Below are 18,550 nucleotides of genomic sequence, written 5' to 3'. Positions count from 1 at the left end.
GGCGTGCCGCACGTGCAGGCCAACGGTCTGAGCTTCCACGTCCAGGTGATCCGTGGCGACGGCGAGCCGGCGGACGGCGGTCCGCGGCCGCCCGTGGTGATGCTGCACGGGCTGGTGATCGACAACCTCTCGAGCTGGTTCTACACCCTCGCCCACCCGCTGGCGCTCACCTGCGACGTGCACCTCTACGACCTGCGCGGTCACGGGCGCAGCGACCAGCCCGTGTCGGGGTACGGCGTCGAGCACCAGGTCGACGACCTGGTGGCCCTGCTCGACGAGTGGGGGGTGGACGAGCCGGCCCACCTCTTCGGCAACAGCTTCGGCGCCGTGGTGGCGCTGGCGCTGGCCAACCGCCACCCCGAGCGGGTGGCGAGCCTCTTCCTGGTCGAGGCCCACTTCGCCGTCGAGGGGTGGGCCGAGCACATGGCCGGCAGTCTCGCGCTCGCGGCGTTCGGCCTCGACGAGAACACCTCTCAGGAGTGGATCGAGAACAACGGCGACCGCAGGATGTCGCGGCTGGCCCGGCGGGCGGAGAAGTTCCTGGCCGAGACCACGCTCATCCAGGACCTCAAGGTGGAGCAGGCGATCGGCTGGCTCCCGCGGATCTCCTGCCCGGTGCGGGCGATGTACGGCAGCGAGTCCGACATCCTCCACCTCGCCGAGGCGCTGGAGACCCAGATCCCCGACTGCGAGCTCGAGATCGTGCCGGGCACCACGCACTCGCTCCTCACCGAGCGGAGCGAGCTGGTCCGCGAGCGGGCCCTGGAGTGGATGGCGCGCCAGCGCGCGGCCGCGACCGCTGCGACCGCCGCGACCGCTGGAGCCTGAGCCGATGACCGAGGCGACCCCGACCGGCACGCTGCGCTTCCTCTTCGTCGTCCCGCCGTTCACCGGGCATGTCAACCCGACCGTGCCGGTCGCCGCCGAGCTGGTCGCCGCCGGTCATCAGGTGGCGTGGACCGGGGTGCCCGGGACGGTCGAGCACCTGCTCCCGGCCGGGGCCGCCTTCCTGCCCGCCACCGCGACGGAGGTCACCGGCTACGCCGAGGAGATGGGCGCGCGGCGCAGCGACCTGCGCGGGGCGGCGGCGTTCAAGTTCCTCCAGGAGGACGTGCTGCTCCCGCTGGCCGACGCGATGGTCGAAGGCGTCGACGCGGCCGTCGACGCGTTCGGCGCCGACGTCCTGGTCGTCGATCAGCAGGCCCTGGCCGGTGCGGTGGTGGGCCGCCGCCGCGGTCTGCCGTGGGCCACGTCGGCGACCACCTCGGCCGAGCTGGTCGACCCGCTGTCGGGTCTGCCGCTGGTCGCGGAGGCGATGCACCGCAAGCGGGTCGAGCTGCAGCTGGCGCACGGGATCCCCGCGGAGGTGGCCGAGACCGGTGACCTGCGGGTCTCCGAGCACCTGCTGCTGGCCTACACGACCGCCGAGCTGGTCGGCCCGCTGGCGGTCGACTCCCCCGTCACCTTCGTCGGCCCCGCCGTCGCCGGACGGCCGGAGGAGGACGACTTCCCCTGGGAGCTCCTCGACGCCTCGCGCCCGACCGTGCTGGTCTCGCTCGGGACCCTCAACGCGGAGGCGGGCGCACGCTTCTGGGGGGTCGCCGCCGAGGCGTGCCGGGACCAGCCGTGGCAGGCGATCTTCGTGGCGCCCCCCGAGCTGGTCCCGGGCGCCCCCGACAACGTCGTGGTCCGGCCCCGGGTGCCGCAGCTCGCGTTGCTGCAGCGGGTGGACGCGGTGGTCTCGCACGCGGGCCACAACACGGTCTGCGAGTCGCTCGCCGCCGGGCTGCCGCTGGTGGTGGCGCCGATCCGGGACGACCAGCCGGTGGTCGCCGACCAGGTGGTGCAGGCCGGGGCCGGGCTCCGGGTCCGCTTCGCCCGGGTACGCGCCGAGGAGCTGCGCACCGCGATCGGCACCGCACTGACCGACGAGGACCTACGGGCCGCCGCAACCCGGATCGCCAAGTCGTTCGCGTCGGCCGGCGGCGCGGCAGCCGCGGCGGCGGCGCTGGCCCGACTCGGGGCTCGGGGCTCGGGGCTCGGCTGAATGAAGGGCTCCTTCACCGGCTGAAGCAGGAGTCGCTGTCGGTCGGACGCGTCCACGCTCTAGCGTGCGCACGTGCTCGCACTTCTCCTGGCCGGCTTCCTGACCGGCGGCTCGCTCATCGTCGCCATCGGGGCGCAGAACGCGTTCGTGCTCCGGCAGGGGATCTTGCGGCAGCACGTCGGCCCGGTGGTGCTCGTCTGTGCGGTCTCCGACGCGGTGCTGATCGCGGCCGGGGTCAGCGGGATCGGGGCGATCGTCGACCGCGCGGGATGGGTCGTCGACGTCGTCCGATGGCTCGGTGTGGCCTTCCTGCTCTGGTACGCCGCTCACTCGCTGCGCCGGGCCTTCGCGAGCGAGTCGCTGCGCGCCGACCGCGCGGGGTCCGACTCCTCGGAGTCCCGGAGGACCGTGGTCGGCAAGGCGGTCGCGCTGACCTGGCTCAACCCGCACGTCTACCTCGACACCGTCCTGCTCGTGGGCTCCATCGCGGCCACCCACAGCGGTCCCGTGAGCGGGCTCGGCGAGGGCCTGGTCGATGGGCGCTGGGCCTTCGGCGCGGGGGCGGTCGTCGCGAGCGTCGTCTGGTTCAGCGGACTCGGCTTCGGTGCCCGCGGGCTCGCCCCGCTGCTGGCCCGCCCCCGGGCCTGGCAGGTGCTCGAGCTGGTGATCGCGGCGACGATGCTCTTCGTGGCGGCCAAGCTGGCCTTCGACTGGTGACAGATCCCGCTGCCGGCGGTCTACGTGCGGCGGGTGAATCTGACGTCGCCGTTCGGGAGCTTGTGGGTGGTGAAGTGGGTGTCGTGGGCGCGGTGGTGGTGCCAGGGGCAGAGGAAGGTGAGGTCGGCGAGGTCGCTGGTTCCGCCGTGGCCCCAGGGTTCACGCCCGTGGTGTGCCTCGCTCCACGTCGACGGGACGGTGCACCCTTCGGTCGCGCAGACCCGGTGGGTCAGGGTCTTCGCGAGCCGCTGCTGTGGGGTGAAGAACCGGGTCGATCTCCCCATGTCCAGGGGGACCCCGTCGGTGCCGAGGACGGCGGGGATGATCCCCGCCTGACAGGCCAGCCTGCGGGCCTCTGAGGCGGTGATCGGGGTGGCGTCGTCGCCGTTGCTGATGATGGTCCCGATCCCCAGGTCTTCGCGGAGCTGGGCGAGGTCGATGGTGACGACCACCCGGGTCGCCCCACCGCCGTGGATCGGCATCCGGTTGGGGTCGGCGGCCTCGAGGAACGCCAGGAACGCCTGCCCGTGCAACCGCTCTTGGGGCAGCCGGATCCCGGTGGCGGGGTCGCGTTGGGCGAACCCACCGAACGGGGTCGCCGCCCCAGCATCCTTCCCGGCGTCCTGCTTGGGTGAGGTCCACGCGTCCAGCACCGTCCGTAGCCGGGCGGCGACCGCGTCGGGGACCCGGGCGTGGAGGTCGGTGGCGCCGTCACCGCGCTTGCGGAAGGTCAGCCGGGTGGCGGTGTTCGCGCGGTGTTGGGCCCGGTCCAGGGCCCTCTTCTCGTGCTCGTCTGCGGTGCCGGGAGCGACCACCTCGAGGATCTTCGCCCCGAGCCGTTCCAGGTGGACCGGGTCGAACATGGCGGCGGCCTCGACCAGGTGGGCTTCGGCCCGGGTCAGCACGTCGGCGGGGATCTCCTCGCCGGGGATCGGGTCGGTCACCAACGCGTCCAGGGCCTTGGCGATCACCCGCGCCTGGGGCAGGGTGACCCGCCCGTCCTCCAACCCGGCCCCGACCAGCAACCAGCGGGTGGCGACCGCGTCGGCGAGCTTCTCCGCGGCCCGGGCGGGTCCGAACCCCGACCTCGTCCGGGCCGCCAACCACGCCGCCGGGGACCGTGCCCCGTCGGCTTCGGCGAGGCCACCCGGGGTGCCGGCGGCGTGGATGACCCGCATCCGCAACGACTCCAACCGGTCACCCAACCGGGTCAGCTCCAACAGTGCTTCCCGGTGCGCGACCGCGGACAAGAACACCGGATCGACGTCGACGGTGGCGTCCAACGCGGCCGAGATCGCGGTGCACGCACGGCTGATCGGATGCGTCCCCGCCGTGTCGTCGACGTACATCCCGGCCCCCCGTCACCAGTGACCGGAGCCACCCCGAACGGGCCCCGACCTATGCGACAAGTCAACCAAGCGCCACCGACAACTTACGCTCAGAACAGCCCGCTGGTGCCACTATTTGGACAACCGTTCGAACCTTTTGCCGCACGGGTTCCCTCGCCACAAACCATGAGGCCCCTCCGTTCGACAGGATTACCCCCGCGCCCCGCCAGACGACCCTCGTCGCCCTCGTCGGCATCGACGGCTCGGGGAAGACGACGCTGGCCAGGGCGCTGACCACGGAGCTGCGACGGCGCAGCCGCACCCGCTCCTTCGAGAACGCCGGCGCCCGACCGCTCTCTGCCGGAGTGGCCCACCTTCACCGTCGTGGACGCCGACCGGCCGCTCGCCACGGTGCTCGCAGACGTCCGCCGGTCACTGCCACGCCCCCGGCCCTCTAGCCGGAGGCAAACGCGCGACCGGGTCGTCAGAGACTGGCGAGCCCCTCGAGCAACCGGTCGACGTCTCGCTCGTCGCTGTAGGGCGCCAGACCCGCGCGCACCGCTCCCTCATCCCCCAGCCCGAGGTGGCGCGACGCCTCGATCGCGTAGAAGTGGCTGGCCGGCGCGTTGACCCCCACGGCCGCCAGCCGCTCGTGCACCTCGCGACCCGGCACCCCCTCGACGGAGAAGTAGACCGTGGGGGTCCGGCGTACCGGACTGCCGTGCAGCCGCACCCGCTCCAGCCCCTCCAGCCCGGCGAGGAGCCGGGCGAAGAGCCGCTCCTCGTGCGCCTCCGCCGCCCGCATCGACCCCGTGATCCGGCTCCGCCGGTCAGCCGCCGCCGAGCCCGGCGCCATCCCGGCGAGGTAGTCGATCGCCGCGGTGGTCCCGGCGAGCAGCTCGTAGGGAAGCGTGCCGAGCTCGAACCGCTCGGGCACCGCGTCGGAGGAGGGCAGCAGTTTGTCGGGGTGCAACGTCTCGAGCAGCGCCGGGTCGGCGACCACGAGTCCGTGGTGCGGCCCGAAGAACTTGTAGGGCGAGCAGGCGAAGAAGTCCGCCTCCAGCTCCGCCACGTCGACGGGCGCGTGCGGGGTCAGGTGGACCCCGTCGACGTAGAGCAACGCCCCCGCCGCGTGGACGGCGTCGGCGACCGCGCGCACGTCGGGGCGGGTGCCGAGCACGTTGGAGGCAGCCGTGACGGCGACCAGACGGGTCCGCTCCGACAGCAGCGCCAGCAGACCCGCGAGGTCGAGCTCGCCGGTGACGGGGTCGAACCCCACCCACCGCACCGTCGCCCCGACGGCCTGGGCCGCCTGGACCCAGGGGCGGATGTTGGAGTCGTGGTCGAGCCGGGTGACGACCACCTCGTCGCCGGCCCGCCACTGGCGAGACAGCGCCCGCGCCACGTCGTACGTCGCCTGCGTCATCGAGCGGGCGAAGACCACGCCGGCCGCGTCGCAGCCGAGCAGGTCGGCGACGGCCGACCGGGCCTCCCGGACGACGTCCTCGGCGCGGCGCTCGGAGTCGGTGACGGTGCCGCGGTTGGAGAGCCCGGCGGTCAGCGTGCCCGCCACCGCGTCGGCGACCTGGCGCGGCACCTGGGTGCCACCGGGGCCGTCGAAGTGGGCGACCCCGAGGTCGAGGGCCGGGAAGTCCGCGCGCACCCGCGCGACGTCGAAGGGGGCGGTGTCGGTCATGGCGCCATCCTGCACGAGGTTCGGGGGGACTCCGTGGGGTTCGTGGGGCATGCATGCTGCGCGAACGTCGTGGATCCCCGGCTGAGCGGGGATCCACGCACCGGTAGCCTCGCCGCCATGAGCGCGATCGACGGAGTCTCCGAGATCTTCGACCCGGCCGACTGGGACGTCGTCCCCGGCTTCGAGGACCTGACCGACCTGACCTACCACCGGGCGAAGGCCCACGGCACGGTGCGGATCGCCTTCGACCGCCCCGACGTGCTCAACGCCTTCCGGCCGCACACCGTCGACGAGCTGCTCAGCACCCTCGAGCACGCGCGGACCAGCGCCGACGTGGGCTGCGTGATCCTCACCGGCAACGGGCCGAGCGCCAAGAACGGCAAGTGGGCCTTCTGCACCGGCGGCGACCAGCGGATCCGCGGCAAGGCCGGCTACCAGTACGAGGACAAGACCATCGGCGCCGCCGACACCGGGGCCGAGGAGCCGAGCGTCATCGACAAGGCCAAGCTGGCGCGGCTCCACATCCTGGAGTGCCAGCGGCTGATCCGCTTCATGCCCAAGGTGGTCATCTGCGTGGTGCCCGGTTGGGCGGCCGGCGGCGGCCACTCCCTCCACGTGGTCTGCGACCTGACCCTGGCCAGCGCGGAGCACGCCCGCTTCAAGCAGACCGACGCCGACGTGGGCTCCTTCGACGGCGGCTACGGGTCGGCGTACCTCGCCCGCCAGGTCGGGCAGAAGTTCGCCCGCGAGATCTTCTTCCTCGCCGAGGAGTACGACGCCGAGGCGATGCACCAGATGGGCGCGGTCAACCGCGTCGTGCCGCACGCCGAGCTGGAGAAGGTCGCGCTGGAGTGGGGCGCCAAGATCAACGGCAAGTCGCCGACCGCCCAGCGGATGCTGAAGTACTCCTTCAACCTCCTCGATGACGGTCTGGTCGGCCAGCAGCTCTTCGCCGGCGAGGCCACCCGCCTGGCCTACATGACCGACGAGGCTCAGGAGGGTCGCGACCAGTTCCTGGAGAAGCGCGAGCCGGACTGGTCGCCGTTCCCCTGGTACTACTGAGTTCTTGGTGTATCGCAGGTCAGAGGCGCGCGTCGGCATGGCCATGGCATGTCGGCGGGTGCTGCCACGATCGCTGCATGACTCAACTTGCTCTGATCATTCGACACAAGACGTTGCCCGGGAAGAGGGAGGACGTGCGTAAAGTCTGGGAGGCACACATGGCGCCCGCCGTGGCGGGCAACCACAGTCACCTCGCATACTTCTACTGCTTCGACAACGCCGATCCTGATGCGATCAGCGCCTTCCAGGTGTACGACAGCGCTGAGTCGTCGCAGCAGTTCCTCGAGACCGACGCCTATCGTGCGTACTTGCAGGATGTCGAGTCGCTGTTGTCCGGCCCTCCGCAGGTCACTGCGCTCACCCCTGTGTGGAACAAGTCGGCGTAGCGGGTCGAGCGACCTCGCGGCCGATCCGACACGGGGGACGGCGCCCGACTCGCGGCGGTATGCACCACCGCGCCGAACTCACGTGAGTCAGTCCGCAAAATGTCCGCAAGAAGTTCGTGAGCGGCACGTATCAGCCAGCAACGGTCAACGATGACTGGAGGAGCGAAGTCGAGGGCCGCTACACCAGCCAGGTCGCAGTCACGGACAACCGGGCCAGGCTGCGCCAAGTCGACACTGGCCCCGTCCGGCGCCGCCGCCGGCTGTGCGCCGTGCTGCCCGGCAGGCGGGAACGGGACCTCCCGGGGATGACCAACGTCACGCCCGACGCATTTGGACCGTGCCTCCGGCCGCGTAAAAATCCTTCGTGTCGCGCGAGCGTCCATGACGGCCGCCGGGTCGTGGCTCCCCCGCCCCGGTCGTGCAGCGACCCCTCCCGCCGGGCGTGCCCGCGGGAGCACCGCCTGGAACACCAGCGGGCGGTCGGTAGGTCATGCCCGGAGGTCTTGGCGCGCGCCGACCGTGACCGGCATACGCCGAACCGAAGAAAGGAGCAGACATGACTACGACTGACGTCGTAACCGTCGACCAGGACCGCGACAAGCGTCGCCGCCGCGGAGCGATCGTCCGCTTCGGGCTGGCCAGCGTCGCCGTGCTGGGCGTCGGAGCGGCCCTGACCAGTGCGGTCTGGACCGACGACGCGTGGTTCGACGGCACCGCGAGCGCCGTCGAGAAGGTGGAGCTGCAGGCCAGCGTCGACGGTGGTGACACCTGGCACGACGCGGACACGTCCAACCAGGCCGTGTCGATCCCTGCGACCGCGTTCGAGAACCTCAACCAGGGCGCCAACGAGACCATCGCCCTGCAGCTGAAGAACGCCAGCAGCGTGCCGCTGACGCTGGGTCGGGGCGTGCTGACCACGGACGGAGCCCTGTTCGAGGGATCCGCTCCGGCGAACGCCACGATCCACGACCCGTCGACGTTCCAGCTCGACGCCGGTGCCACCGACACGGTGATTTTGCAGGTCACCACCCCAGACGACTGGCCCGAGGAGTACCAGGGCGCCGAGGGGACGATGACCCTGCAGTTCACCGGAGAGTCCTGATAGATGACGGGCCGCGCGGCGGCCGTGCGCATCCTGCGCACGGCCGCTGACGTCCTGGTCTGGGCTCTCGCGGTCATCGGGGTCCTCAGCCTGGGGGTCTGGTTGGCGACCACGATGGGTGTGATCAAGCCACTCATCGTCGTCTCCGGGTCCATGGAGCCGGAGATCATGACCGGCGACCTGGTGGTCGCGACACCCGTCCCGATCGAGGAGGTCGAGGTCGGGGACGTGCTGTCCCTGCGCAACGACGTCTCGGACCGGCTCGTCACGCACCGCGTCATCGACGTGGCGCAGCACGACGACGGGTCGTGGCACGTCCGCATGCAGGGCGACGCCAACGACAGCCCGGACGCCGGTGAGTACGTCGTCACCGACGACACGGTGCTCTCCCCGCGCTGGCAGTTCGCCGGCGTGGGTGATGCCTGGCTGCGGCTGACGCGCCCGAGCGTGGCCGTACCCCTGGTGATCGCGGTCGCAGCGATCCTCGCCCTGAGCCTGATGCCCCGCCCCGGCCCCGCCCCGGCGGGCAGGCGCCAGGACGAAGCGCGCGACCCGCACGACGACGAAGGTGCACGCGACCTGGTCGCCGCCTCGTCGAACCAGGCCCCGTAAGGGGCTCCTGGGCGCGGCCGTCCAGGCACGGCCGCGCCCAGTCCCACTCCACCCATGACAACGTGATGAAGAAGGGAGCCAGCGCATGACCTGGCCCGCCACGCGCCGGCGTCTGCTCGCCGCGACGGGCGCGCTCGTGGCCGTCGCTCTCCTCGTCGCGACCACCGCGCCCGGAACGTTCGCGGCGTGGACCGACGGGGCCGCGTTCGCCGCCCGGGCCACCTCCGGCACCTGGGCCACCGTGGGCGGCGACAGCTGCGAGGTGCTGAACACCACCACCGGCGAGGTCGTCGGAACCTGCACCGTCGACGGGGTGACCTTCAGTGACCCGTGGGCGGACGGCACCAGGTTCAACGTGGCCATCAGCGGGTTCCAGCCGAGCAACAACAGGGTGGCCAGGGTGAGCGTCGATCTGTCGCAGTACAGCTCCGCCTGGGACTGGCCCACCGGCATCGTGCAGATGGACAGCGCGCAGAACGTCGACTGGTCCGCGCCCGTCGTGACCTTCACGACGTACCCGTCGGGCTTCTCCCCGTTCGGCGGCACCTACTTCCAGCCCCAGTAGCGGATCGGGTCGCCACCGGCGCGCACGACCAAGACCTGCCTGGCGCGGGGCGGGCGCGGCGCCGGGCATGATGTCCCCGTGTGGGAGGTAGATCAGTCGCGAGCCGGTGCCGCGCGTCTCCTGGTCGGGGACCGAGGCCGGTGACTACCCACGTGCGCCTCACCGCGGTCGACCTGAGCGTCGCCGGGGCCTGCGGCGCGCTCACGCTCGCCGGGCTGGCCGCCGCCCCCGCCCTCGCGGCGGCAGACCCCTCCGCCGACCTGGCGCTCCCTGCCCTGGGCGGGACCGAATGGTGGCTGGGCGCCGGGACGCTGCTGGCCCAGGCCGCCGCCCTGCTGCTGCGCCGTACGGCGCCGCGGGCGGTGCTCCTGCTGACCGCGGCGGCGGTGCCGGTGGCCGCCGTCTGCGGGCTGGGCGACGTGACGGGCCTCGCCACCCTGGCGGTCCTGATCGCGGTCCTCACCCTGGGGCTGGCGCTGCCGGCCTCCCGCTCCTGGCCCGCCCTGCTGGGCGCCGGTCTGCTGGTCGCCGTCGGCATCACCCTGAGCGCCCTGGACGCCGGCGAGGCCACCGGGGCCGCGCTCGGTGGCGGCCTGCTCCAAGGCGTCGGCAGCGTCGCCCTCCCGCTGGTGCTCGCGGTCGTGCTCACCGCCAGGCGGGAGACCCGGCTGGCGCGGGAGAGCCAAGCCGCCGCGGTCGCCCGCGAGCAGGACGCGCTCCTGGCCGCCGCCGTCGCCCGCGAGCGGACCGCCATGGCGCGCGAGCTGCACGACATCGCCGCGCACCACCTCTCCGGCATCGCGGTGATGACGGCCGCCATCGGCACCCAGATCGACTCCGACCCCGCGGCCGCCAAGGAAGGGGTCGCCCAGGTACGCCGGCAGAGCACCGCCGTGCTGCGCGACCTGCGCCGCCTGGTCGGGCTGCTCCGCGAGCAGGACCACCCGGCCGATCCGGCGCGGGTGCGCCCGGAGTCGCTGACCGGCGTCACCGCCCTGGTCGAGGACGCCGTCGCCGCCGGCCGCACGGTCGGCCTGACCGTGCTCTCCGGGCCCGACCCGCTCGGCGCCGGCATCGGCCCGCTGGCCCAGCTGGCCGGCTACCGGATGGTGCAGGAGTCCCTGGCCAACGCCGCCCGCCACGCGCCCGGCGCCGAGGTCACCGTGGTCGTCGACGACCGCGACCCGGCCGTGGCCCAGCTCACGGTGCGCAACGGCCCGCCCCCGGCGCCGCCGGAGACCGCGGCTCGCAGCGGCTTCGGGCTGCTGGGCATGCGCGAGCGGGCCGAGCTCACCGGGGCGCAGCTGGAGCACGGACCCACGCCCGAGGGCGGCTGGCAGGTGGTGCTGCGGATGCCGCGCGAGGGTGCGCTCGGAGCCGACCACCCCGACCTGGACCAGGCCCCCCGCAGCGAGATCGAGAGTGAGGACCGATGATCCGAGTCGTCGTCGCCGACGACCAGCCGCTGGTGCGAGCCGGGCTCGGCACCCTGCTCGGCGCCGAGCCGGACCTCACCGTCGTGGCGCTGGCCGCGGACGGCCGCGAGGCGGTCGAGGCCGCGCGGAGACTCCGCCCCGACGTGGTCTGCATGGATGTCCGGATGCCCCATCAGGACGGCATCAGCGCCACCCGCGAGCTCTGCGGCCCCGGGGTCGAGGACCCGATCCCGGTGCTGGTGCTGACCACCTTCGACATCGACGAGCACCTCTTCGGCGCGCTGGAGGCCGGGGCGTCGGGCTTCCTGCTCAAGGACGCCGAGCCCGAGGTGCTGGTCGCCGCGGTGCGCAGCGTGGCCCGCGGCAACGGCACCCTGGACGACGCGCTCACCAAGCGGGTGCTCCGCGAGGTGGTGACCCGGCGCGAGACCCGGCCGGTCACCGCCGGGCGGGCCTCGGAGCTGCTCACCGCCCGCGAGCTCGACATCCTGCTGCTGCTGGCCCAGGGGATGTCGAACGACGAGATCGCCGCCGAGCTGTTCCTGGAGACCTCGACGGTGAAGTCGCACCTGGCCCGGATGATGCCCAAGATCGGCGTGCGCTCACGTCTCCAGGCCGCGGTCTGGGCCTACCAGAACAAGGTCGTCGCCATCCCCGAGTGAGCCCGACCGGGGTGCCGAGGGGTCGCACCCGGCCGCTTGCATCGAAGGATGCAACCCGGCGATCTCCATCCTGCGGCGCTCGCGGCAGGGGTCGGCGGATCCCTAGCGTCGAAGGCGTTCCCCCGCCTCGACCCAGGAGCCCCCGATGACCACCTCCACCCCCGACCGGAGCCCGGTCCACAGCACCGGCACCGGCACCGGCACCGACGCCGGCACCGACGCTGTCCGGCTGCTCGACGTCCACCGCCAGTACGACGGCGCCGCCGGGCCGGTCCACGCCCTGCGCGGCGTCTCCCTGACCCTGCCCACCGGCTCGTTCACCGCGGTGACCGGCCCCTCGGGGTCGGGCAAGTCGACCCTGCTCCACTGCGCGGCCGGGCTCGACGTGCCGACCAGCGGCAGCGTCGTCGTCGGCGGCCACGACATCAGCCTCCTCTCGCCCGACGCCCTGACCCGGTTCCGTCGCGAGCACGTCGGCTTCGTCTTCCAGGAGTACAACCTCGTCGCCCACCTCAGCGTGACCGACAACGTGCAGCTCCCGGTCGTGCTGGCCGGTCGCGATCCGGACCTGGCCTGGCAGGCCGAGCTGCTGGAGACCGTCGGCCTGGCCGGGATGGAGGACCGCCGGCCGGGCGAGCTCTCCGGCGGACAGGCCCAACGGGTCGCGATCGCGCGGGCGCTGCTGACCCGGCCGACCGTCGTCTTCGCCGACGAGCCGACCGGCGCCCTCGACTCGCGCACCGGCGCCGGGGTGCTCGCCCTCCTCCGCGACACCGCCCGCCGGCTCGGGCAGACCGTGGTCGTGGTGACCCACGACGCCCAGGTGGCCGCCACCGCCGACCGGGTCCTCTTCCTCGCCGACGGCCGGCTGGTCGACCAGCTCGACGCCCCGACCGCCGAGACGGTCGCGGCCCGCATGCTCGGACTGGGCCGATGAGCGCCATGTGGCGCCTGGCCCGCTCCGGCGCGACCGCGCACCTGCCCGGCCTGGCCGGCACCTTCCTGGTGCTCGCACTGGCGGGTGCCCTGCTCTCCGGCACCGGCGTGCTGATCGAGTCCGGGCTCCGCTCCGGCGGCGACTCCGGGCTGCTGATCGCGCTGGCGACCTCCTTCTCCGGTACCGCGCTGATGATGGTCGTCCTGGTCGTGGCCGCGACCGTCTCGCTGGCGCTGCGGCAGCGGCAGCGCGACTTCGCCCTGCTGCGCGCCGTCGGGGCGACCCGCCGTCAGGTGCGGCGCATGGTCGGCCTGGAGATCGTCCTGGTCACCCTGGTCGCGGCACCCCTGGGCGCGCTCCCCGGCCTCTTCGCCGTCCGGCTGCTGACGCCGCTGCTGGTCGACGACCAGGTGGTGGCGCCGGGCTTCACCACGACGACCTCGCCGCTCCCGGTGGTCGCCGCCACGCTGATCCTGCTCCCCATCGCCTACCTGGCGGCCCGGCTGGCCACCCGGGAGACGCTGCGGACCCCGCCCACCACCGCGGTCCGCGCCAGCGTCGTCGAGCCCCGCGGGCTCAACCGGGCCCGCCGCGTCTCCGCGGTCGCCCTGACGGCCGCCGGTCTGACCACGGCGTTCACCCCTCTCGTGGTCCCCGGGACGATCGGCAGCGCGACCGCCGCGGTCTCGGCGTTCCTGCTGGTGGGGGCGGCGGCGCTCGCCGGACCGCTGCTGGTCGGCTGGCTGCTCGGCACGACCAGCCGGCTCGGCGGCGGCCCCGCCACCCGACTGGCCCTGGCCAACACCCGCGGCTTCTCGCGGCGGCTGACCACCGCGGTGGTCCCGCTCGCGCTCGCGGTCTCCGTGGGCACGGTGCAGAGCACCGTCGACGACACCGTGGTGGAGGCCGCCGCCCAGCAGCTGGCCGACGGCCTCCACGCCGACCTGGTCGTCACCCCCGACAGCCGCACCAGCAGCGGCACCGGGGAGGAGAAGCGCCTGGCCGACCTCGCGGCCCTGCCCGGCGTCGGCGCGGCCGTCCCCCTCTCCTCGGTCGCCGCCCGGGTGCGCACCGACGACGAGATGGCGAGCTTCGGGGGCGACTCCACGAGCGCCCTGGCGTGGGAGTCCCTGCGGCTCTCCGCCCTCCCGGCCGGCGGCGTCGCGGGGACGCTCGACGTGGGCGTCGTCGACGGCGACCTCGCCGGCCTGGACCGCCCCGACACCGTGGCCCTCAGCGTCGACGCCCGGCTCGAGACCGGCAAGGGGATGGGCGAGACGCTCGCCGTCCGCTGGGGTGACGGCCCCGAGGCGCAGGCGACGGTGGTCGCGGTCTACGACCGGGGCCTCGGCTTCGGCGACTACCTGGTCGGCGGTGCCACCCCCGCGGCGCACGGCGTCGACTCCCGTCTCGAGAGCGTGCTGCTGAGCGCCGCGGACCCCGGGGGCGCCGAGGCCGCCGCCGGCCTGCGCGACGCGGTCGCCGGCCTCGGCCTCGCCGCGATGACCGAGGAGGAGTACGTCGCCGCCGCGCGCGGGGCGGGGTCCAGCAACACGCTGTCGACGGTGCTGCTCCTCGCGCTGCTGGTCTTCGTGGGCGTGGCGGGCGCCAACACCCTGGCGCTCACCACGGCCGGCCGGCGCAGCGAGCTGCACCTGCTGCGCAGGACCGGCGCCACCCGCCGCCAGCTGGTCGCGATGGCCGGCGTGGAGGCGCTGGTGGTCGGGGTGGCGGCCTGGGTGATCGGCACGGTGGCGGTGGTCCCGGCCACGCTGGGTGTGGGGCTGGGCCTCCTCGGTCCGACGGTGCCTCCGGTCGACCTGACGACCTACGGCGCGCTCACCCTGGCCGTCTTCCTGGTGCCGCTGCTGACCATGGTGCCGGTGGTGCGCACCATGGCCCGGTCCACCGCCGGATGACGGCCCCCGTGGTACTACTCGTGACCATGAAGGTCGTGGTCCTCACCGGGGCGGGCATCTCAGCCGAGAGCGGAGTGCCCACCTTCCGCGACGCCGACGGGCTGTGGGAGGGCCACGACCCCATGACCGTGGCCACCCCGGAGGCGTACGACGCCGACCCGGAGCTCGTGCACCGGTTCTACGACGAGCGCCGGGCGGCGCTGGGGCGGGTGGAGCCCAACGCGGCCCACCGGGCGCTGGCGCGGCTCGAGGAGGCGCTGGGCGACGACCTCCTGCTGGTCACCCAGAACGTCGACGACCTGCACGAGCGCGGCGGCTCGGAGCGGGTGCACCACATGCACGGCCGCCTCCGCGCGGCCTGGTGCACGGCCTGCGACGCCCGCCACGAGTGGCACGGGCCGCTGGGGGACCGGCCGCCCTGTCCGGCCTGCGGCGCCCGGGAGCTGCGGCCCGACATCGTCTGGTTCGGGGAGATCCCCTACGGCATGGACCTGGTGGAGGAGGCGCTGTGGGAGTGCGACCTCTTCGTCGCCATCGGCACCTCCGGGCTCGTCTACCCGGCCGCCGCCTTCGTGCACTGGGCGCGCCACGACACCCTCGAGCTCAACCTGGACGCCAGCGCGGGCGCCGGCGACTTCGCCCGGGCCCGCCAGGGCCCGGCCACCGAGCTGGTCCCGGCGTGGGTCGACGAGCTGCTCACCGACCGCTGAGGCGTGCCGGGGTCGCGCCGCGGTCTGGTTGACTTGGCGCCATGCGACGCACCCTCTCCCGCCTCCTGCCCGCCGCGGGCGCCGCCCTCCTCCTGAGCCTGGGGGCCTGCAGCGCCGAGGCCTCCGCGATCGACGCCGACACGCTCGAGGAGCGGGTCAGCGAGGGCATCACCGGGGAGGACGCCGACAAGCTCACCGTCACCTGCTCCGAGGACCTCGACGCCGAGGTCGACGCGACGGCCGACTGCGTCGTCGAGGACGCGGAAGGGGGCCGCACCGGGGTGCGGTTCACCACCACCGAGGTCGACGGCGACGAGCTCTCCTACGACACCTCCCCGTTCCTCGAGCCGGAGACGCTGGAGCAGACCCTCGCCGGCCAGCTCGGCGAGCAGGGGATCGACGTGACCGAGATCGACTGCCCCGAGGTGCTGGAGGGGATCCCCGACGCGACCACCGAGTGCACCGCGGTCTCCGGGGGCGAGGAGGGCGTCGTCGAGCTGACCACGACCGAGATCGACGGGCTGCGCGTCGGGTTCGACTGGAAGGTCGTCAGCTGACGTGAGCGCCTCGATCACCGACGAGTTCGTCCGTCGGGTCGAAGCCGCGACCGCGGGCACGCCCTACGTGGTGCGCCGCACCCCGACCGGCTTCGACCTCTCCCTCGACGTCGCGGACGCCCAGTGGTACGGGCTCTTCAACAAGGCGGGCCTGCGCAAGACCTTCGTCAACCACGTGAAGGTCACCCCCGAGACGTTCACGGTCACCGACGACTCCACCGAGATCCGGTGGGAGGCCGGCCACCCGAAGATCGCGGGCTCCGCGACCCGCACCCGCGGGCGCACCATCGAGCTCGGCCAGGAGAAGATCTGGGCGATCCGCGAGGACGGCACCGTGGGCCGGGTCCTGGACTACCGCTTCAACTCCGAGGAGGGCCGGGACCTGATCACCCTGGTCGGCAAGGAGCTCGGGCTCGCCCCCAAGCGCGGAGCGGCGGAGAAGACCGGCCTCTACGCCGGGCTCGGCACCCTGGCGCTGCTGGTCCTCGTCGGCCTGGTCGTCCTGGTCGACCTCTTCATCCTCTGAGCGCCAGAAGTCAGGCGAGGACCAGGCGAGGCCTACTCCGTGCCGGGCGCTCCGGCGGGCCCGTCCGTCGCCTGCGCGCCGTCCGCGCTGGGCGCACCGGGCACCACCGTGCCCATGAAGGCCTGGAACTCCCGGCCCACCACGTCGAACTGGTCGACCGCGCAGGTGACGGTGTAGATCACCACCACCCGTCGGCTCGGGTCCTCCACGTCGTGCAGCCCGGCCAGCACCTGCCCCTGGCGGAGCTCCCACTCGCGTCCCTGGACGGTCGCGCGGAGCCCCAGGAGCTGGAGCACGGCCGGCGCGCCCTCGCTGCCGATCTCCTTGCGGTCCAGGACCTGGACGGTGTCGGCCTGGGCGCGGGCCAGCTCCGCCGACTCGTCGGCGATCTGGTCGAGGGTGACGTAGTCCAGGCGCCAGTCGCCGCTGATCGAGAGGATCGGGACGTAGTCGCCGGGTGCGTCGCGGCGCACCGCCATGAACGCGGCGTTGGCCACGCCCCACTCCTCGGGACGGACCGGTTCCCAGCCCTCCGGCAGCCGGAACTCGAGGGGGACGGGCAGCTTGCTCACAGGGTGGGCCTCTCTGGTGTGGGGTGAGTGGGTCACGGGAACCATCCGCCGATGCCGTCGACGATGTCCTTGCCGGTCTCGTACATCTTCGGGAAGTCCAGGGTCACTCCGCCACTCACCTTGCCACCGACCCCGAAGGCGAGTCCGCCGGAGGCGGAGATGGAGAACCGGCCCGAGTCGTAGCCGAAGTTCGCCGACGCGCCGGCGCCGATGCCCGCCCACGCCTCGGCACCCCCCTCGACCCCGACGCCGCCGACGCTCGCCTCGCCCTTGGCCTCGACCCGCCCTCCGGCGAAGACCTCGCCGGCGGCGTGCGCACCGTTGCGTCCCACCAGCACCTGGGCCTCGGCCAGCGCGGCCGCCTCGGCGCTGGCCGAGGCCTTGCCGTCGAGGGCGCCGTACTCCCCGCGGACCTCCCCGTCGGCGCCGACCGCGGTGACCTTCGCCTCGAGGTTGACGCGCGCCCCGTCCGAGTCGACCCCTGCGCTCGCGCTGCCCCGGGCCTCCCCCACGGTGAAGGTGCCGTCGGCGTTCATCCGGGCGCCGCCCCAGTAGTCCTCCCAGCTGCCCTTGCCGCGGAAGTAGTACGCCGAGCCGCTCGCCTCGCCGAGGGTCAGCGCGAAGTCGTCCCAGCTGCGCTCGCGGTAGCCCGAGCGCGGGTCGTCGCCGAACGCCTCGCCGAGCGGGCCCCAGTTGAAGGAGGGGCCCGTCAGCTCGCCCTCCGCACCCCACTTGTCGCTCTCGCCGTCGGTGCGCGAGCCGTCCTGCCCGCCCAGCGTGGCGGCCGCGGCCGCGCCCGCCTCGTCGACGGCGGTCCGTGCGTCCTCCAGGATCTCCTCCGCCTCCGCCCGCAGCGAGGCACCGGGGTCGCCGGGCGACATGCCCGGGTGCGGGGGCATCCGGTCGGCCGGCCGGCCCTCGGCGACCGCGGCGTTCCACGCCGTCCGGTCCTGCTCCCACGACTCGAGGGCCGCGAGGCGCTTCTGCTCGCCCTCGTTCCACTTGGCCAGCGCTTCGGCCGCCTTGCCCTGCCCGGCCTCGAGGGCGCCGGCGTAGGTCTCCAGCGCCTTCGCGGAGGAGTCGAGGAGCTTCAGGTAGAGCTTCCAGCGCTCCCGCTCCTCCTCGTGACCCCGCTCGTAGGCCCACGCCGCCTGCCCGGTCCACTCCGCGACCCGGGCGCCGGAGAAGTCGTCGAAGGCGCCGTCGACCTTGCCGTGCAGACGGGTGAGACGGGTGGCGGTGCCGCGGACCGTCGTCGGCTCCCCGGGGACGAGCTCGCGGTGGTCCTGGGTCTCGCCCAGCTGCTTGGCGGCAGGGGCGGTCACGGGCCGCTCGTCGCGGCGGGGAGACCGGCTCCGCCGGTCGCCGTGCCGGACGCCGGGACGAGGGGGGACCCGAGCCGGGACTGGAACGGGTCGAAGAGGGTGCCCACCGAGCGGTCCTGGGACTCGAAGTCGTCGGCGGTGCCGCGCAGCTGCTCCCCCAGCGCCGCGGCGGCGCTGCCCAACTGCTCGTTCGCCGCCTCGCAGTAGGCCAGGGCGGTCAGGGTCCACTCCGCCAGCTCGACATGGCCGAAGCTCTTCGCACTCACCCCGGTCGAAGGAGCCTCGAGCCCTTCGAGCACCCCGGCCGCGGCGGCCAGCTTCTTCGAGGCGCCACGCAGCTCCTCCGGTTCCACCCAGAGCGACATCGCCCCTCCGTCCCCTCTGTCCAGCT

The 18,550-nt window shown here is 73.6% G+C and carries 20 protein-coding genes; 15 read left to right on the top strand and 5 right to left on the bottom strand.

The annotated features are described in order from the left end of the window. Positions 1-3 precede the first annotated feature (3 nt). The 3 genes from AC3X7R_RS10960 (at position 4) to AC3X7R_RS10950 (ending at position 2,764) form a co-directional block, all read left to right on the top strand. Positions 4-828: an alpha/beta fold hydrolase gene (locus tag AC3X7R_RS10960; protein ID WP_489965680.1), complete on the top strand. Its 825-nt coding sequence runs from the start codon at positions 4-6 to the stop codon at positions 826-828. A 4-nt stretch (positions 829-832) separates the two neighbouring features. Further along, positions 833-2,047, top strand: coding sequence for a glycosyltransferase (locus AC3X7R_RS10955; protein WP_489965679.1), 1,215 nt, complete (start codon positions 833-835; stop codon positions 2,045-2,047). 72 nt (positions 2,048-2,119) lie between these two features. After that, positions 2,120-2,764, top strand: coding sequence for a LysE/ArgO family amino acid transporter (locus AC3X7R_RS10950; RefSeq protein WP_489965677.1), 645 nt, complete (start codon positions 2,120-2,122; stop codon positions 2,762-2,764). A 20-nt stretch (positions 2,765-2,784) separates the two neighbouring features. Here AC3X7R_RS10950 and AC3X7R_RS10945 read toward each other — a convergent pair whose 3' ends face one another. Both AC3X7R_RS10945 and AC3X7R_RS10940 read right to left on the bottom strand, forming a co-directional pair. Then, positions 2,785-4,113 carry an HNH endonuclease signature motif containing protein gene (locus AC3X7R_RS10945; protein ID WP_489965676.1) on the bottom strand — a complete coding sequence of 443 codons (1,329 nt, stop codon included), beginning with the start codon at positions 4,111-4,113 and terminating at the stop codon, positions 2,785-2,787. A gap of 463 nt (positions 4,114-4,576) precedes the next feature. Further along, the gene (locus AC3X7R_RS10940) at positions 4,577-5,788 is read right to left on the bottom strand and encodes a cysteine desulfurase-like protein (protein WP_489965675.1); all 1,212 of its coding nucleotides are present in this window, start codon (positions 5,786-5,788) and stop codon (positions 4,577-4,579) included. 117 nt (positions 5,789-5,905) lie between these two features. Between AC3X7R_RS10940 and AC3X7R_RS10935 the strand changes: the two genes are divergently transcribed. The 12 genes from AC3X7R_RS10935 (at position 5,906) to AC3X7R_RS10880 (ending at position 16,262) form a co-directional block, all read left to right on the top strand. Next, positions 5,906-6,850, top strand: a complete 945-nt coding sequence (locus AC3X7R_RS10935; protein ID WP_489965674.1) for a 1,4-dihydroxy-2-naphthoyl-CoA synthase — start codon at positions 5,906-5,908, stop codon at positions 6,848-6,850. Between the two features lie 77 nt (positions 6,851-6,927). Further along, on the top strand, positions 6,928-7,236 hold the full coding sequence (locus AC3X7R_RS10930) for a putative quinol monooxygenase (RefSeq protein ID WP_489965673.1): 309 nt from the start codon (positions 6,928-6,930) through the stop codon (positions 7,234-7,236). 556 nt (positions 7,237-7,792) lie between these two features. Continuing rightward, complete coding sequence (locus AC3X7R_RS10925) at positions 7,793-8,338, top strand: hypothetical protein (RefSeq protein ID WP_489965672.1); 546 nt, start codon at positions 7,793-7,795, stop codon at positions 8,336-8,338. A 3-nt stretch (positions 8,339-8,341) separates the two neighbouring features. After that, positions 8,342-8,950 (top strand): signal peptidase I, encoded by a 609-nt coding sequence (locus AC3X7R_RS10920; RefSeq protein WP_489965671.1) that lies wholly within the window; start codon positions 8,342-8,344, stop codon positions 8,948-8,950. An 85-nt stretch (positions 8,951-9,035) separates the two neighbouring features. After that, positions 9,036-9,515: a hypothetical protein gene (locus tag AC3X7R_RS10915; RefSeq protein WP_489965670.1), complete on the top strand. Its 480-nt coding sequence runs from the start codon at positions 9,036-9,038 to the stop codon at positions 9,513-9,515. A gap of 140 nt (positions 9,516-9,655) precedes the next feature. Next, a complete protein-coding gene (locus tag AC3X7R_RS10910) occupies positions 9,656-10,951 on the top strand; it encodes a sensor histidine kinase (protein WP_489965669.1) in 1,296 nt (431 codons plus the stop codon). Further along, positions 10,948-11,613, top strand: coding sequence for a response regulator (locus AC3X7R_RS10905; protein WP_489965668.1), 666 nt, complete (start codon positions 10,948-10,950; stop codon positions 11,611-11,613). Before AC3X7R_RS10910 ends, AC3X7R_RS10905 begins: the two co-directional genes overlap by 4 nt. A gap of 145 nt (positions 11,614-11,758) precedes the next feature. Next, a complete protein-coding gene (locus tag AC3X7R_RS10900) occupies positions 11,759-12,550 on the top strand; it encodes an ABC transporter ATP-binding protein (protein WP_489965667.1) in 792 nt (263 codons plus the stop codon). Then, a complete protein-coding gene (locus AC3X7R_RS10895; RefSeq protein WP_489965666.1) occupies positions 12,547-14,469 on the top strand; it encodes an ABC transporter permease in 1,923 nt (640 codons plus the stop codon). The genes AC3X7R_RS10900 and AC3X7R_RS10895 overlap by 4 nt, the downstream gene beginning before the upstream one ends. 26 nt (positions 14,470-14,495) lie before the next feature. Then, the gene (locus AC3X7R_RS10890) at positions 14,496-15,179 is read left to right on the top strand and encodes an NAD-dependent deacylase (protein WP_489965665.1); all 684 of its coding nucleotides are present in this window, start codon (positions 14,496-14,498) and stop codon (positions 15,177-15,179) included. Between the two features lie 41 nt (positions 15,180-15,220). Next, entirely contained in the window at positions 15,221-15,736 is a 516-nt protein-coding gene (locus AC3X7R_RS10885) for a DUF4333 domain-containing protein (protein WP_489965664.1), read from the top strand. A gap of 1 nt (position 15,737) precedes the next feature. Further along, entirely contained in the window at positions 15,738-16,262 is a 525-nt protein-coding gene (locus AC3X7R_RS10880; RefSeq protein ID WP_489965663.1) for a hypothetical protein, read from the top strand. 32 nt (positions 16,263-16,294) lie between these two features. On the opposite strand, the gene AC3X7R_RS10875 is transcribed toward AC3X7R_RS10880, so the two are convergent. The 3 genes from AC3X7R_RS10875 to AC3X7R_RS10865 are packed head-to-tail and all read right to left on the bottom strand — an operon-like array spanning position 16,295 to position 18,524. Next, the gene (locus tag AC3X7R_RS10875) at positions 16,295-16,834 is read right to left on the bottom strand and encodes a hypothetical protein (protein WP_489965662.1); all 540 of its coding nucleotides are present in this window, start codon (positions 16,832-16,834) and stop codon (positions 16,295-16,297) included. Between the two features lie 32 nt (positions 16,835-16,866). Next, positions 16,867-18,159, bottom strand: a complete 1,293-nt coding sequence (locus tag AC3X7R_RS10870; protein ID WP_489965661.1) for a putative T7SS-secreted protein — start codon at positions 18,157-18,159, stop codon at positions 16,867-16,869. Continuing rightward, complete coding sequence (locus AC3X7R_RS10865; RefSeq protein WP_489965660.1) at positions 18,156-18,524, bottom strand: hypothetical protein; 369 nt, start codon at positions 18,522-18,524, stop codon at positions 18,156-18,158. Before AC3X7R_RS10865 ends, AC3X7R_RS10870 begins: the two co-directional genes overlap by 4 nt. Positions 18,525-18,550: the final 26 nt, after the last annotated feature.

This window comes from Nocardioides sp. Z22_16, assembly GCF_058134365.1.
Note: the sequence above shows the minus strand (reverse complement) of the source record. Positions and strands in the feature narration are given on the sequence as shown.